This is a genomic window from Gimesia sp. (assembly GCF_048260065.1).
In the GTDB taxonomy this organism is placed as follows: domain Bacteria; phylum Planctomycetota; class Planctomycetia; order Planctomycetales; family Planctomycetaceae; genus Gimesia.
In genome coordinates this window covers 168,586-184,802 of sequence record NZ_JBLXHC010000009.1, presented here as the reverse complement: position 1 = coordinate 184,802, position 16,217 = coordinate 168,586, and the positions used below count along the sequence as shown (strand labels likewise).

Here is a 16,217-nt window from a genome sequence, read left to right as displayed (position 1 = left end):
AAGTTAGTGTCCGACCGAAGCCGCTCCTTTCTCACCAACCAGCTGGAAACGACCGAAGCGCGACAGATTGAACGCCTTGATCAAATCGTGATTTCGTTCCTGTGCCAGCGTGAACGCCATCGTCATACCGCTGACAGGCGTCGCTTTGAATCCCCAGGTTCCCCAGCCACAATCAATATAAAATCCCTCAATCGGGGTGGTACCCATGATGGGCGAGAAGTCGGGTGTCATGTCACAAAGACCGGCCCATTGGCGCAGGACTTTCGCTTCCCCCAGACAGGGAAACAGATCGAGCATGTGGCTGCCCAGCCCTTCAGCGAAATCAAGTGTCGAACGCATCGAAATCAATTCGTAGGGATCCAGTGAAGCCCCCGCTACCAGTTCGCCCCGCGACGACTGACTCACATAAAGATGCAGACTTGCCGAGACCACTATGCTGTTCAACCACGGTTTCACGGGTTCTGTCACCAGGGCCTGCAGCGGATGTATGACCAGTGGCGTCCGCAAGCCAACCATGTCCGTAATGTGGGTTGTCCAGCCGGCCACCGCGGACTGCACCTTCTTCGTTTTGATAAAACCGCGATCGGTGTGCACACCAGCGACTGCCCCGTCGCGGATTTCGATATCAGTCACTGCTGTTTTCTGATGGATCTCGACTCCTCTCTGACTGGCACCGCGGGCATATCCCCAGGCAACCGCATCGTGCCGCGCGATCGAACCGGTGGGATGATACAGGGCACCATGAATGGGAGCCTGATGGCCGCCGCAATCAAGGTCGATTTCGGGAACCTGTTCTTTCACAAACTCAGGTCCTACCAGTCGACTGTTGATGCCCAGGTGCTGATTGACTTCCGCCCGCCAGCGCTGCGTCCGCAAAGATGCTGGCGAATGTGCCAGAGTGAAATGTCCCCGCTCGGAATAAAACAGGTTCAGATTCAAATCCCGTGACAGATCCTGAAACAGATCGACGCTGGTCTGATAAAAACGGGCTCCCTCGGGTGTCAGATAGTTCGAACGGATAATGGCCGTATTGCGCCCGGTCCCTCCTCCTCCGAGATATCCCTTTTCCAGCACTGCGATATTCGTAATGCCATGATCTTTCGCCAGATAGTAGGCTGCCGCCAGCCCATGTCCCCCGCCACCAATGATCACCACATCGTATTCCGACTGCAGTTTGTCGGGTGTATTGAACATCCGCGGTTCGGAATATTCTTTACTGAATCCAAATTTTAATAATCGGTGAGGCATATTTGGATAGCGTGTTACAAGGAAGGTAAATCAGGAAGTCAAATCAGCAGACAGCGTCTCAGAAAAATGTCAGGTACTCGTCAATCTCCCATTGTGTCACCTGTCCATCATAGGTTTCCCATTCGCGGATTTTTAGCTCGATGAATTCGTCCGCAATCACTCCCAGAGCGTTTTGGATCACACTATCGTTCCGCAGTGCGCTGATCGCCTCCCACAGGGATTGTGGCAGGATCTGCGTTCCTGTTTCCTGGATTTCACTCAGAGATTTTTCGTACAGATTGCCCAGGTTCGGTTCACCCGGATCGATTTTATTTTTAATCCCATCCAGCCCCGCTGCCAGGTAAGCCGCCAGAGCCAGATAAGGATTGCAACCAGCCGATACCGTGCGATCTTCAAAATGCCCGGGACCTGCCGTGCGGATCATCTGGGTCCGGTTATTGTCACCATAAGAAATAAATGCCGGCGTCCACGTGTAACCACTGCGGCTGGAATACAGGCCCGAACCGAGCTGCAGACGTTTATAACAGTTCACGGTCGGACTGGTGACAGCACACAACGCGGGTGCATGCTGAAGTACGCCCCCGATAAAATGATACGCGAGTTCCGAACAACCCAGCCCCCGGCGATCGGATTTATCCTCAAAGACACATTCCCCCGTTTCTGCATCCGCCAGATGAAAATGGACGTGCAGTCCACTCCCCGTGCGGTCAGCAAACGGTTTGGGCATATGTGTGGCAATCGCACCATATTTTTTCGCGATCTGAGAAGTTGCCATTTTGAAAAACGTGATGCGATCCGCGGTCACCAGCGCATCCTGATAATCGAAGTTGATCTCATACTGTCCGTTGCCGTCTTCGTGATCGGTCTGATACACACCCCAGCCCAATTGATTGAGGGCGGTCGTCAGTTCCTGCAGATAATCCATCGCCGGTGCCATCGATCGAAAGTCGTAACAGGGTTTGGCCAGCGAATCGACGTCGTCCGGATTCCAGGGCGAAATACTCCCGTCCCCGTTTTTCGTAACCAGAAAGTGTTCCGGCTCCATCCCCACATTGAAACAATAACCCAGCTGTTTTGCTTCGGCCAGTACCCGTTTTAAATTGGTTCGTGCACAGAAGGGATATGATTCGCCATCGACAAACAGATCCGCAGCGAAGCGTGCCGTGTTCGGTTTCCAGGGAAGTGGCGTGAAGGTATCCAGGTCAATTCGAGCCAGCATGTCATGAGAACTGGGGCCCTGGCCGACTCCCCAGACCGCAGCTCCCGCGAAACCGGCACCGGTATCGATCATGTCATCCAGAGCCGACCGTGGCACCATCTTGACTTTCGCCGTTCCGTGGATATCCACGAACTGAGCCAGCAGAAAATCGATCCCTGCCAGTTCCAGTTGCGTGCGAATTTCTTCACGGTCACTCATTGTTGTTCCTCGCTGTCAGATTCAACTCCTGCGGTCACACATTCGAGCACTTAAACGGAACCAGCTCCCGGGATCCAGCTGGTTCCCGCCAGAGGGACTTTTGCCATCGCTGCTGCTTCGACAGTCAGCGCAGCCAGATCTTCTTTCTCCAGATGATGTACGTTCGACTTGCCGCAGGCCCGTGCCAGGGTCGTCAGTTCCATATTCAGAACCTGCAGATAATTCTTCAGTCGCTTCGCCCCGACCTCCGGAATCAGCCGCGGTTCCAGTGCGGGATCCTGCGTAGTAATGCCTACCGGACATTGACCCGTATGACAGTGATGACAATACCCGGGCGCGGTCCCCAGTTTCGCATAGTCTGCGGTGACATCGACCTCTTCGCCGTCCGCCCGCTGGTACGCATGATGGTTGCAACCCAGCGCGACGAGCACGCCCTGTCCGATTGAAACCGCATCCGCACCCAAAGCGAGTGCCTTGGCGACGTCGGCTCCCGTGCGAATGCCTCCCGAAATGATCAGTTGCACTTCACCCAACACGTTCATATCGCTGAGGGCTTCCACTGCCAGCGGTAATGCGGCCAGCGTCGGAATGCCCGTATGTTCGATGAAGACCTGCTGCGTTGCGGCAGTCCCCCCCTGCATACCATCGATGACAACCACATCTGTGCCAGCCTTTACTGCCAGCTTGACATCCTCCCGCACGCGCGTCGCGCCCATCTTCACGTAAACCGGAATCTTCCAGTCGGTGATTTCGCGCAACTCTTCAATTTTGATTTTCAGATCATCGGGCCCCGTCCAGTCCGGATGCCGACAGGCCGATCGCTGGTCAATCCCTTCAGGCAGCGTCCGCATCTGTGCCACACGGGGAGAAACTTTCTGCCCCAGCAGCATTCCGCCGCCCCCTGGTTTCGCGCCCTGACCGAGCACCATCTCAATCGCATCCGCTTTCCGCAGATCGTTGGGATTAAAACCGTAACGCGAAGGCAGACACTGATAGACCAGTGTCTGCGACGATTCGCGTTCTTCCGGCGTCATTCCGCCGTCGCCCGTCGTCGTGGACGTTCCCATCTGCGTCGCCGCCCGGCCCAGCGCTTCCTTCACATTCGCGGAGAGCGAGCCAAAGCTCATCCCGGCAATGGTGATCGGAATCTCCAGCTCGATCGGCTGCTTCGCATACCGCGTGCCCAGCACCGTTTTCGATTCGCATTTCTCACGGTAACCTTCCAGCGGATACCGTGACGCGGACGCGGAGAGGAAAATCAGATCGTCGAAGCTGGGCACACGCCGTTTTGCACCCATGCCGCGGATCTCGTACAGCCCGTACTCAGCGGCCTGCCGGATGTAAGAGAGGGAATGCTCGTTAAAACTGGCACTCTCTTCGCGTTGAATCGACTTGTCCGAACTCACACTTGCTCTCCGCTGCTGTTTTCGTTGCAGTATGTTGTTTAATATTCCTGATGGGCGTCCGCATTCCAGTGATACAGACTGCGGGCCGAACTGACCCGCTTGAATTCGCGGGGATCAAAATTCATCTCCGCGCGAGACAGCAGTGCTGACACCTTTTCAAAATCGTCGTCCTGCATCTCTTGCTGTTGTGCGTCGGCACCAAAACTGTGAATCTTACCTCGCACATAAATCGTCGCTTCATACAGCGAATCTCCGAGATTCGGCCCGGCGTCGCCACAGACCACCAAAGTCCCCGCCTGTGCCATGAAGGCAGAGAAGTGCCCCACACTCCCCCCGACAACAATCTCGGTCCCTTTCAAAGAAATGCCGCAACGGGATGAGGCATCCCCTTCGATCACTAACAGCCCCCCGTGCCCCGAAGAGCCTGCACATTCTGAAGCGTGTCCTTTCACACGGACCAGTCCGGACATCATATTCTCGGCAACACTCCAACCAACATTTCCATGTACGGTGACCTGCGCCCGCTGGTTCATACCCGCAGTGAAATAACCGGCGTGACCCAGAATGTCGACGTGGACTTCCGCATCCAGTCCCGCAGCGATGCTGTGCAGGCCATCCGGATTCAGTATCTCGATCCGTACAGACTGCTCTTCCAGCAGTCCCTGATGCAGGTACTGGTTCACCTCACGAACGCTCAACGTTGTCAGATCCAGTTGTTTCATACTGTCCATGAATAAATCTGTTCCGGTGCCGGCTCATACACGTGAGCCTGTTTGATATCGGGCAGATGCGCCAGTGAGCGAAATTCGGAACTGACGGCGACGTAATCATCTGTCTCGGCGACCACAGCTGGTTTACAGGCAAAGGCATCCCGGACCAGAACCATCCGGTCCGCGGTTGCCATCAGAAACGTGAAGAAACCGTCCAGCTCACTCTGCGCGACGGAGATCGCTTCTTCCAGCGTATCCCCTTCCCGCATCCGCCATTCCAGGAATCGGCAACCGGCTTCGGTATCGTTGTCGGTCTCAAAAGCGATCCCCAGCGCTTCCAGTTTCCGCCGCACACTGTAAGGATTAGAAAGCGAACCGTTATGTACCAGGCAGAAATCTTCCCCCGCGGTAAAGGGATGCGCATGCGCGGGAGAGACGGCTGATTCCGTTGCCATGCGTGTGTGTCCCACCGCATGTGTGCCGGTCATCTCGGGAAAATGATACCGTCTGGCAATCTCGGCAGGATGTCCTTCGTCTTTATAGATTTCAATCGACTGACCTACCGAGAGCAAATGCACTTCAGGAGCAGTCCGCTTCAACCAGGCTTTGAACGTGTTGACTGTGACCGGTGAAACCAGGGCGGCATGATTTTCGACAAAGGTGAGACTGACCTGCGTCTCCAGTTCACTTTGACAGCGATCGGCGAGAGTCTGCCAGTCGAATTCGATATCAGCCGCATAGAGAGCGAACCGGCGACTGGTCGTTTCAAGTGGACTGCGAAACAGAGCCAAACCTGCGGAATCGGGTCCGCGGGTCGCCATGCAGTCGAGCATGGGAGTGACCAATTTCCCCAGATCGTCACGATAATCGCTCCGTCTGGCCAACAGTCCAACAATGCCGCACACAGGCAATCGCCTTATTTAAAAAACCACTTCATGCGAGCGAATCACGAAAGGGTCAGCAGGAACCAGGCAGGTTCTTAAGATTGCAAGATACCAAACCCGCACGGGATAACCAACTGAATCGGGTTTGATTTATACTTTTTTCAAAACCGGGAAAAGAACAGCACCGACGGCAGCACACCTGAGACAAATGGGCATTAACTGACAGTTGTCGCGCGGGTGCGCAATGCATCAACCAGTTTACGAATCAGGGCGTCTGCCTCTGCATCCGCGGTTTTAAAGTCGGCTCCCTGATTGAGGGCAACGATCTGGGTATCCAGCTTCCCCGCCCAGATCTGGCAACGCTCGACCAGCCAGGCGCGATCATCCGCTGATAACTGAGGATGAGGGGCATTGATCAGCGTTTCGCAGCCGGCACGAAACTGCTTGAGTCTCGTCTCCAGAGCTGCTTTGGTGTCCGTCGGTTTGTTGAACCACTCTTCTGCAGAATCGGCCAGCTTATTCAAATATTCCGACGCGGGGACATCAGCCGTCAATGCGCCGGGACGATTCCAGCCCCACCCGGGTGCCGGCGCAGGCTCCTGGTTTAAAAAGACTGCCAGTAGAATCAGCGCAGCAGAGACAAATCCGAGGAGACCAATTTTTCTATACGACACCGTCTTATACGCGGGTGCCTGCTGCACCGTTTTCTCTTCAGCAGACTGTGTCTCTCCCACTTGATCCTGCAGCCATTGCTGGCTTTGTGAAACTTCAGCAGCATCACTTTTCGCCAGGATGCGATCCTGCCAGTATGCGCCCCCTTCCAGAAACAGTCGTTCCTGTAATTCGAGTAAGCGTGCCGGATGGGTTAATAACTGCTGGATCTGCTGTGATGACAGTTCCCGACAACCCTGCTGCAAAACCGCATCTGCCTGTTCCTGCAGGATCTGTTCCAGTGACAGTTCGGTATCACTGGCATTGGCGTGAACGGCTGACAGTTGAGAGACAACTGAAATCAGTTCCGGTTTGATCAACAGCTCATCGAGCCACTGCTGCAGTTCGTCTGTTTCTTCTGGTAAATCGAAGGCGGTAAGCATCATGCTGGCTCCTTCTGTGCAGATTGAACACAGTCTTCCAGAAACTGTTTTGCTCGGTGAAAACGGGTTTGGACAGTGGTGTAATCCACCTGCAGCGTTTCGCTGATCTCCCGATGGCTCTGACCGGACAGTCGCAGACGAACGATCTGCTGACGAATGTCGTCTAACTTGCTCATGCAATCCTGTAACTGCTGTTGCTCTTCCCGATCAATAAACGCCTGGGTTGCGTCATGCAGTTCCGGCGCATCCATCTCTGCAGAAAGTGAAGTCATCTTTTTTTTTCGAAATTCATCCAGTAACAGGTTTTTGGCGATCTGAAACAACCAGCCTCGAAAATGGGTGCCATCAAAATACTCGGGAATTTTCTGCCAGGCCCGTAACCAGGTCTCCTGGGCAATATCAACTGCCTGCAGATTCGAATGGCAGCGTGTTTTCAGAAAAGCCAGCAGGATGGGAGCATGGCGTTCATATAACACATTGAATGCGTTTTCCGCTTTCTGTTTTTGCGCAAGAGTCTCGTCCTGACCTTTGATGAGGTCAGCCAGTACTTCATCAGACTGGGGATCGAGATTCTCACATGTAGACATTTCATTACGATACAATGGATAGAACTGAATCTCAAGCAGATTTTCAGGCCAGCGTATCTCCCAGGCTGATTCCATAATTCCGGGCAGACTGCCCCCGGAGCGGGGACAGTCTAGTAGCATACCTTGACCCATTTTGTGACGGGCACTTTGACGGTTTTGTAACAGACCTGGCGTACACGATAAGGATGGCCATGATGATCGTACCGCGTCACAAAATGGACAAAACTGCGATTCTGGTACTGATACGTGACGACTGGTTTCCACATACAGCGGACTGGTGGTTGAGCATAGGACCGGGCCGAAACTTCCTGAGCTGATGTGAACACGAACAGACAGCTGGCACAGATCAAAGCAAACGGGATTAATTTCTTACGTAACATGATCATTTCTCCTGAAAATCCGAAGGGATAAAAACGAATGTGACTGACTAGAGATCAAGAATGAATCAGACGAGATTGCTGTATTTTTCCAGCGTTCTTTCGTCGACATCGACTCCATAGTGAATCACGTTGTTCTGTGTGTTGATGGTTTCCCCAAGCATTTGAACTTGAGAGACATCACAGTCAGCAGCCAGGTACAGGTTGCTCATGTTTTCCTGATGTTCTGCTCCGGTTACGACGAGGGTCACGTGCAATGCGAATGTGAAGAGAGTTGACATGGTTCTGCCTTTCAATTGATTTCTGTTTTCCTGCCAGACTCAACATTGTTCCGGCTTTCAACAGGAGAACGGGGCAGCCCGGGATTTCTTCCGCGGTTTTCTCAAAAAAAGTTGAAAGTCTGTAAAACAACTGAAAAAAAGGGGTTTTATTATTTCGGGATCACAGAATCTCTCGGAAATCCGGCTCAATATATATGAGGTACGGTCGATTGTCCCGAAGACAGCTCAAACTGAAACGCCCCCGATCGGGACTACTTCTATCTCAACATGGAAATGGATCAGGAGGGAAACGTCCGATTCGCTCTGTCTGAATTCTGTAAAAAAATCAGAAACACGGGAAGATTTTGGAAGCATGGTCGTTTACATTGATAAATGCCCATTTTGAACCGTCGCATCCTGAGAAAAATAGAGAGGTCAGGCATGAGCCACACCCGCCTTCTAAAATGGATTACGCTATCTTTTATTATTGCCGTATTCTCAATTAATATTCCGGCTCCTGCTGTCGCGCAACAGGATAATCTGGCTGCCGAAGTCAAACAGATCTTCCGTACCCGTTGCCTGGAATGTCACGGCGATACACGGCGCGAAGCAGACATCAACATTCTCGACCTCAGTACATTTGTCGGTGCAGAAAGCTCTGTTGTTCCCGGCAACGTCGATGAATCGGTGCTCTACGACTATATCGCGTCAGACGATGAAGACTTCCGCATGCCGGAAGCCCCCCGTCCTCCGCTCACGACGGGTGAAATAGAAACCATTCGCAAATGGATCGAAGCCAAAGCGCCTGCGTTTCCCAGGGATGTTCCGCTTCCCGAAGAAGCAAAGCAGGACCCGGCTCTGGCAAATACCATCGGCACAGAATTCGTACTGACCGAAATCCTGAAGTTCGTAGAAGCGACTCCCCGCAAGGATCGTCCCTTCCTCCGCTTCTTCAGCAGCAACCATCTCCTGGCATCCGGAGTGACGGCGGAAGAACTGGTAGAGCAGCAACACGCACTCGCCAAAGCGATCAACCATCTCTCGTGGATGCGTGATATTGTCAAACCGATCTCTGTAGATAAAAAATCCAATACCATCTTTGCCGTGGATATTCGCAAACTGGGTTGGCAAAAATCCGATGTAAATCCTGTCTCCCAGCAGGTCCTGCCCGGGAACGAAACGGTTGACAAGTATGATCTGATCTTACTGGAATACCCTTATGGAATCGCATTCGAAAACTCTGAAACGTTTGACCGCCTGTGGGACGTCTATCTCAAACCGGCTGGTCTGATCAGACCCATCCCCTACCTGCGGATCGACTGGTTCATCAGCGTTGCCACCCAGTCACCACTTTATGAAGATCTGCTGGAGCTACCACATGAGCTGGATCAGCTCGAACAGTTGATCGGCGTCGACAGTGAATCAAATTTATCCAGCTTTACGGCTGCTCGGGCCGGCATGACTCTTTCGGGAGTCTCCCGCAATAATCGCATTGTCGAACGGCACCCATCCCGCAACGGTGCCTACTGGAAAAGTTATGACTTTCAGACCAGCAAGGGGCTCCAGAACATGTTCGCCGACCCGCTCGACTTTCATTATGCCGGCGGTGAAATGATCTGGAACCTGCCGAACGGTCTGCAGGCATATCTGATCACCGATAACGCCGGCAAACGAATCCTGGAAGCCCCCACCACCATCGTGACCGATAAATTTTCTGAAGATCGAGTTGTTCGAAACGGTTTGGCCTGCATGCGCTGTCACGACCGGGGGATGAAACGTTTCGCCGATAACATTCGCCCTGCCTTTCAGTCCCTGCCTGACAGAACGGGTATGAACAAGCAGGAGATCCTCAAGCTGTACATTGACAAACCTGCAATGGACGAATTGCTGGACCAGGATGAACAACGTTTCCAGACCGCGATGGAACAGGCATTGGGAGGTACCGTGAAACACGAACCTCTCACTGCCACCACCCGTAAATTCCTCGATGCACCACTCACCCTGACTCAGGCAGCAGCCGAGTTGGGTCTGAAAGAACCCGGACAACTGAGCGCCGTTTTCAAACTGCCTCAGTTCACACAACTGGGACTGGCTGGTCTTTCCACCGGCGGAGTCATCCGCCGCGACACCTGGGAAGATTATTATGACCGTGTCGTCCGTCAGCTGGGGATTGGCACTCCTGTCGCAGCCGTTGATGGTCTGACTCGCCCCGATCATCTGGCTGAAGGACTGGCCCAGAATCTGAAAGTCAGCACCAATAAAAAAGGGAATACCTTCTCACCCGGCGACGAAATGGTGATCACCATTAAGAACGAAACCGGCGTGGATCTGTTTATTGAACTCGTCGGAACCAGTGCTCGCGGCCGCAAAGTGGCGCTCACGAAACAGGTGCTGCCTTTGAAAAACGGAACCGTTTATCGCTTCCCGGAAACAGGTGCGATCAAAATTCAACCTCAGCTGGGGACGGAATTCATTACCGTATTTGCCAGCCCGCGCAAATTTGCACCGGGAGTTCTCCTGCGAGGAGAGAATGTCGGCGACCGCTTCATCCATGATTTTTACAACTACGATCACAATCAGAGTCGTTTCAAAAATAACCCCAGTCAACTGATTAAAAAAACGCTCAATATCGAAACCCGATAAGCGTAAGTCAAGATTCACTTAAGTCGGTGTCAGCGAACACCTCCGTCAAGGCTTGGAAGGAATAGATAAGATGAAATCCCTGTTCAGAATGAATCGATTTTTCATAGCATTTCTCTGCTTCTGCTCGCTGCTGGCAGTGCAGGCAATCGAACTACAGGCGGGTACCATTCCGGAAGAAATACAGAAACAGATTCCCGCCGTGCTTGATTACCTGAATCAGCGTCAGCTCAAAAACGTAGGTGTCTTGAAATTCCGGGTCAAAAAACCGGGTGAGAAAGTCAGCAGCGCTGTCGGTCCGTTGAACTCTCTGCTTGCAGATCGACTTGAGGTCGCGCTGATCCTGGGGAATCCCTTCGATGCAGACCAGCAGATCAATATCATCAAAGATGCCAGTAGTCAGGTCGCTGATATTGAAAACGCCAATCACTTGAATGCCACAGGCCGTGCGGTTTTGTTCGGACCAGAATTTAAGCTGGCTTGGGGAGACAAAACTGTCAAAGCTGATGCCTTCCTGACGGGCGTGGTACAGATTCATGAAGATCGCAAACGCGCGACTATCGGCATTCTCTGTTTCGATAAAAAGGGAGGAGACCTGGAAAAGGCCTGTCCGCTGATCGAAGCAGACCTGGACCCGACCACCCTGGGTGAGCTCGGCGAAAGTTTTGTACTCCGTGGTGCCTTTGACGGCGGTGCGCCACAACTGACTTTCAAACAGAGTCAGGAGAGAAAAAAGAACGACGCATTAACCCAGACGGTTCGCGTCAAAACCGGACAGAACGAATTCCCTCTCATGGACGATTCTGCCCCCATCAATCTGGAAATTCTCTACGACGGACGGCCCGTTGATATCGAGTTTCGCAACGGGCAGGCATTCGTCATGGAACCGCGGGAAGGACAGGAAGTACAAATGATTCTGAAGTACTCCGACCTCGCGAAGCGACGCGTCGGTGCTGTTCTGAAAGTGAATGGCGAAAATACTCTGTATCGCCAGACACAGCGTGATATTGACTGTTCCAAATGGATTCTGTCCCCCGAACATCGCAAAACCATCGTCAAAGGATATCAGCTCAAGAATAACCAGGCCCAGCAGTTCAAAGTTTTGAGCCAGTCAGAGTCTCAGAAACGGGCCATGGACTACGGACGCCAGGTGGGACAGATCCAACTCACCGTCTTCCCGGAACTGACAGGCCCGAAACCCACACCCAGCCTGCCAGAAGCAGCCGAAGAAGATCTGCTGGCAATGCTGCGGGGCACTCAGCCTGCGAAACAACCCCTGAATCTGAGCGCGCTCAAACAACAGCTCAGAACAGCCGGCAGTAAACAGCTGGAAACACGGGGACTGATCGTGGAAGGAGACACCCAGAAGAACAAGGTGACCACAGTTAAATTCACACCGGACCCGACACCGGCCATGACTGTCACCATTCACTACTACACTCCCTGATCGCGTGCTCAACATTCTTTTTCGCCGTAATCGCATCCCGTAAACGGACAGATCCTACGATGAAACCATTTGCCTTTTCAGTCTCTGTCGTGTTCAGCATGCTGTTTTTCCTGCAGTCTGCAGCAGCACAACGCATGGTCGTCACGAAGAATGCCACCAGCATCAGAGTCGGCGAGCGAACCATCGCGACAGTCAAACCAGGTCAGCAGGTCTGGGCATTCAAAACAGAAGGTGACTGGACCTGGATCAAACATCCCAACTACACCGAAAAAGGCTGGATCCCCCTCAAAGACCATCAGAATATACAGCAAACCGCACAGCAGAAGGAATTCATCGCGGAAGGTGTACGACTCCAGAAAGTTGCTGCGAGAATCAAAACCGGCTTTTATTCTGCAGAACGTAACAAGACACAGCGGCTCATCTGGGAGAACTTCCAAAAAGCATGGGGAGACGATCATCCCAATACGGCAGTGGCGCTCATCAATTACGGAATCGAACTCGATAACAATGGCGAGTATCAGAAAAGCATCCAGATCCTCAGCAAATGCTTACCCGTCATCGCACGCTGGAAGGGGACCGACGACCACGACTATCTGCTCACTCTGGAAGTCCTCTCCGCGGCACAGTTCCGATCTGCACAATACAAAGAGGCTTTAAAAAATCTCGAACGTGCCATCCAGATCCGCGAAGTACATTATAAGGATGATATCGAAGGCCTCGCAAAACTGGTGGCGAACCTGGGAGTCATGTATGAAAAACAGGGCAACATCACCCAGGCCCGCATTCTGATTGAACGTTCGGTCAAACTGCGGACCGAAGCCCTTGGTCCATCACATAAAGAAACACTCTCGGGAAAACTGCAACTGGCCGGAATTTTAAATGTTCTGGAGGACATTCCCGGTTCGAAAAAACTGCTCGAAGAAATCATCATCACGAATCGTAAACTAGGCCGCGAAGAAGAAGAGCAGACGATCAATGCCCAGTTTCAGTTGATGCACCTGATGCAGAACAACCAGGAATGGGATCAGGCGGTCAAGATCGGCAAAGAGCTGATGCCGGTAGTTCGTCGAAAATATCGAACGGATCATCCGCTGTATATCAAAATCACAACCGCCATCGCGCTACAGTCTGATGACGACAAGGCGGCTGCAGAGTTGGCACGAGAGTCCTTTAATGCATCCATTCGCACGCTGGGACCCCGCCATCCTCAGACTTTATTCCTGCAGTTTAAACTGGCCGCCCTGGATTACCGGATCAGGAACCTTGATGTTGCCTTAAAATCATTGCGGGAACTGGTCCAGATTTATGATGTACTGGAAGGCTCAACGGAAAGAAAAAACACGAATAATCGTGAACTGGCCCAGGTGCTGAATGTGCTGGGAATTGTTGAAGCAGATTCAGGTAACTGGAAGGCAGCCGCTGAAGCATTTGACCGTGAGCGCCGTCTCTCCAAACGCTTCACAGACAAAGTACTGCCCGGTTTGAGTCAGCAGGAACAGCTGCGTTTTCTCACAGGCCATGATGCCCAGCAGTATCAGCAGGCTATCGGCATCATGTGGCAGCAGCGGTCTGACGACTTGATCACCCAGACCAGCCTGGAAGCCACACTCAATCGCAAAGCCCTGGTCCAGGAAACCCTTTCCAGCCACGAACGTCTGCTGCGACAGTTTCAGGGGGCGGCAAAAAAAGTCGCAGAGAGCCTGTTCAGCATTCGACGAGAATTAGCATCACTGACCCTCAAATCGGATTTAACCGAACAGCAGAAGCAGAACCAGTTTGACATTCTGAACCGCCAGGAGCAGACATTGATTCAACAGCTCGGGCTGGCTGGTACGGCAGCCGACCAGAGCAAATGGGTTACCCTTCAGGAGGTACGGAACAAACTCCCCGCTGATTCCGTCCTGGTCGAATTCGTTCGCTTGACTCCTTATGTCTTTGAAAAGGAAGGGGCAACTTCCCAAAAGCATCGCTACGCGGCCTGGATCATCCCTCCCGCCGGGCGAGGATCTGTGAAAACAGTGGACCTGGGTGCCGCTTCTGAAATTGAAACGACCTTACGCACGGGCCTGCAGTCCATTCAAAAAGGAGCCGCACAGACACTACAGACAGGCGAATCGCAGGCGAAACAAGCTACGCAGAAGCTGTTGCAATCGCTCTATCAGCAGACGCTCCAGCCACTGCTCCCTCACCTGCAGGACTATCAGCAGGTGATTCTCGCCCCCGATGCCTCGCTCTGGCTGGTTCCCTGGGCGGCACTTCCCCTTGATGAGAACCGCTTTGCCGTCGAACAGTTTGAGTTTCGTTATGTCGTGTCCGGCAGAGAACTGTTGAAAGAGACGTCCAGCCGGGGAGCACAAATCACGTCCCCCGTCATCTTTGCCAATCCCGATTACAATCTGTTCGGCTTAAAGGAGTCTGACGAAAACAGCACAGGACTCCAGCTGGGACCGGTGAGCCTGTTACCCGGGACGGCACAGGAAGCGCTGCGGATCACTCCCTCACTCAGCAAATACACGGCGACTCCTCGTATCCTCACCGAATCGGCGGCGACGGAAGCAGCCTTCAAAACGATTCGCAGTCCAGAGGTTCTGGTCTTGAGTACACACGGATTTTTCCTGCCTGACGAAGCGGCTGTCAGTCTCGAACAGAAAAAAGCCATGTCGCACGCTATCAAAATCTATAACGCAGCGAATAAATACTTTAAAGCCAAAGAATACCAGAAGGCACAGGTTCCCGCCGAATGGGCGTTTGAAATCTGCAATGAAGTGCAAGGTCCCAACAGTATCGCGACCAATAATTGTGCCCGATTGTCAGGACAGATCTTACGGGCCCTCAAGAAATACAAACAGGCACTTCCCTACTATGAGTTCCAGCTGGATTACCGACTGCTGAATGATGGCACGAGCAGAAGAACCATATTCGCCTTTAAAAATCTGGCCAGCCTGCATGGGCTCATGAACAACAACGAAATGGAGACGACCTATTATGCACAGTCGTGGCGGATGGGTACGAAGGTCCTGGGCCCCGATGATAAATCTGTCCATACGATTCGTTCTCTGCTACTTGAGGCGGCTGAAAAATCGGAAGATTTCGCGCTGGCCTGCGAAGCCAAACAGCAACAGATCGAATACTACAAACACAAGTATGGCCCCGAACACGCCAACACCATTGTTGCCGATCTCAAACTGGCACAGCTGCTTGAATTGGATAAAAAATACGAAGCCGCCGAAAAACGCTTCCTTGAGAATCTGGCGTTGCGACAGAAGGTCTACGGCTCAGAATCGGAACGGACTGCTTTAGCGCACAGCCTGTTCGGACAATTCCTCAATCGACGCGAACGCACGAAAGAAGCCGCCGAGCAACTGGTGCGCGCGGTCGAAATTCGGGAAAAGATTTCCCCCGAGAAAAAATCGTTGATGTTCAACTCGTATTATCGACTGTACCAGGTGTTCGATAAACTGAAAGACATCGAACAGCGTGAGAAGTATAACAAACTGATGGTGGCAACCGGATTACGCCCTAAAAAGCCGGCTCCCTCAAATCTCTCCCCACCCGCTCCTGGTAACACGACTCCGAATTCAGACAAAGTAGCGGAAGAGAAGCCCACCGAACCAGTCGACCCCGATCTGCAGCTGCTGCGAACAGCGGCCCTCGACCAGATGACCCGCATGGTGCAAACCTATCCCACCAGCCAGACAGGCGATGTGAACCCGCTGCTCCGCTGCGGCCTGATGCTGGCCGGCTGTAACAATCGGCCCGAAGCACTGCGAAAACAGAAGGATGACGGCGTCTTGACGGGGCTGGAAATCATCAGCACCGACTTGCGAGGCACACGCCTGGTGGTCCTTTCCGCCTGTGAAACCGGCGTTGGTGAAATCCGTTCGGGAGAAGGGGTCGCCGGTCTCCGCCAGGCATTCCAACTGGCGGGTGCCGAATCGGTAGTCGCCTCCCTGTGGAGCATCCCCGATCAGGAAACCGCTTTGCTAATGGAACAGTACTTTTCCAATCTAGCAGCCGGCATGAAAAAAGCGACCGCCCTCAGACAGGCCCAGCTCACCCGCATCAAAGCCCGCCGCGAAAGAAACGGCGCCGCCCACCCCTTCTTCTGGGCCGCATTCACACTGACCGGCAAGGATTGAGTTTAGAT

At 52.9% G+C, this 16,217-nt stretch carries 12 protein-coding genes; 3 read left to right on the top strand and 9 right to left on the bottom strand.

Annotated elements, in window-relative coordinates:
* Positions 1–3 precede the first annotated feature (3 nt).
* The 9 genes from ACN0YN_RS17925 to ACN0YN_RS17885 all read right to left on the bottom strand — a co-directional run bounded on the left by ACN0YN_RS17925 (position 4) and on the right by ACN0YN_RS17885 (position 8,004).
* Positions 4–1,248 carry an FAD-dependent oxidoreductase gene (locus ACN0YN_RS17925; protein WP_417386404.1) on the bottom strand — a complete coding sequence of 415 codons (1,245 nt, stop codon included), beginning with the start codon at positions 1,246–1,248 and terminating at the stop codon, positions 4–6.
* Between the two features lie 58 nt (positions 1,249–1,306).
* Positions 1,307–2,665: a type III glutamate--ammonia ligase gene (gene glnT / locus ACN0YN_RS17920; protein WP_417386403.1), complete on the bottom strand. Its 1,359-nt coding sequence runs from the start codon at positions 2,663–2,665 to the stop codon at positions 1,307–1,309.
* 50 nt (positions 2,666–2,715) lie between these two features.
* Positions 2,716–4,071, bottom strand: coding sequence for an FMN-binding glutamate synthase family protein (locus ACN0YN_RS17915; RefSeq protein WP_417386402.1), 1,356 nt, complete (start codon positions 4,069–4,071; stop codon positions 2,716–2,718).
* A gap of 38 nt (positions 4,072–4,109) precedes the next feature.
* On the bottom strand, positions 4,110–4,802 hold the full coding sequence (locus ACN0YN_RS17910; RefSeq protein WP_417386401.1) for a protein glxC: 693 nt from the start codon (positions 4,800–4,802) through the stop codon (positions 4,110–4,112).
* Positions 4,790–5,686 carry an amidophosphoribosyltransferase gene (locus ACN0YN_RS17905; protein ID WP_417386400.1) on the bottom strand — a complete coding sequence of 299 codons (897 nt, stop codon included), beginning with the start codon at positions 5,684–5,686 and terminating at the stop codon, positions 4,790–4,792. The genes ACN0YN_RS17910 and ACN0YN_RS17905 overlap by 13 nt, the downstream gene beginning before the upstream one ends.
* 194 nt (positions 5,687–5,880) lie before the next feature.
* Positions 5,881–6,762, bottom strand: a complete 882-nt coding sequence (locus ACN0YN_RS17900) for a hypothetical protein (RefSeq protein ID WP_417386399.1) — start codon at positions 6,760–6,762, stop codon at positions 5,881–5,883.
* Entirely contained in the window at positions 6,759–7,466 is a 708-nt protein-coding gene (locus ACN0YN_RS17895) for an RNA polymerase sigma factor (protein ID WP_417386398.1), read from the bottom strand. Before ACN0YN_RS17895 ends, ACN0YN_RS17900 begins: the two co-directional genes overlap by 4 nt.
* Positions 7,457–7,726, bottom strand: coding sequence for a hypothetical protein (locus tag ACN0YN_RS17890; protein WP_417386397.1), 270 nt, complete (start codon positions 7,724–7,726; stop codon positions 7,457–7,459). Before ACN0YN_RS17890 ends, ACN0YN_RS17895 begins: the two co-directional genes overlap by 10 nt.
* Positions 7,727–7,791: 65 nt before the next feature.
* Positions 7,792–8,004, bottom strand: a complete 213-nt coding sequence (locus ACN0YN_RS17885) for a hypothetical protein (protein ID WP_417386396.1) — start codon at positions 8,002–8,004, stop codon at positions 7,792–7,794.
* A gap of 420 nt (positions 8,005–8,424) precedes the next feature.
* On the opposite strand from ACN0YN_RS17885, the gene ACN0YN_RS17880 reads away from it, so the two are divergent.
* The 3 genes from ACN0YN_RS17880 (at position 8,425) to ACN0YN_RS17870 (ending at position 16,209) form a co-directional block, all read left to right on the top strand.
* The gene (locus ACN0YN_RS17880) at positions 8,425–10,626 is read left to right on the top strand and encodes a c-type cytochrome domain-containing protein (protein ID WP_417386395.1); all 2,202 of its coding nucleotides are present in this window, start codon (positions 8,425–8,427) and stop codon (positions 10,624–10,626) included.
* Between the two features lie 70 nt (positions 10,627–10,696).
* A complete protein-coding gene (locus ACN0YN_RS17875; RefSeq protein ID WP_417386394.1) occupies positions 10,697–12,070 on the top strand; it encodes a hypothetical protein in 1,374 nt (457 codons plus the stop codon).
* Between the two features lie 59 nt (positions 12,071–12,129).
* The gene (locus ACN0YN_RS17870) at positions 12,130–16,209 is read left to right on the top strand and encodes a CHAT domain-containing protein (protein WP_417386393.1); all 4,080 of its coding nucleotides are present in this window, start codon (positions 12,130–12,132) and stop codon (positions 16,207–16,209) included.
* Positions 16,210–16,217 lie beyond the last annotated feature (8 nt).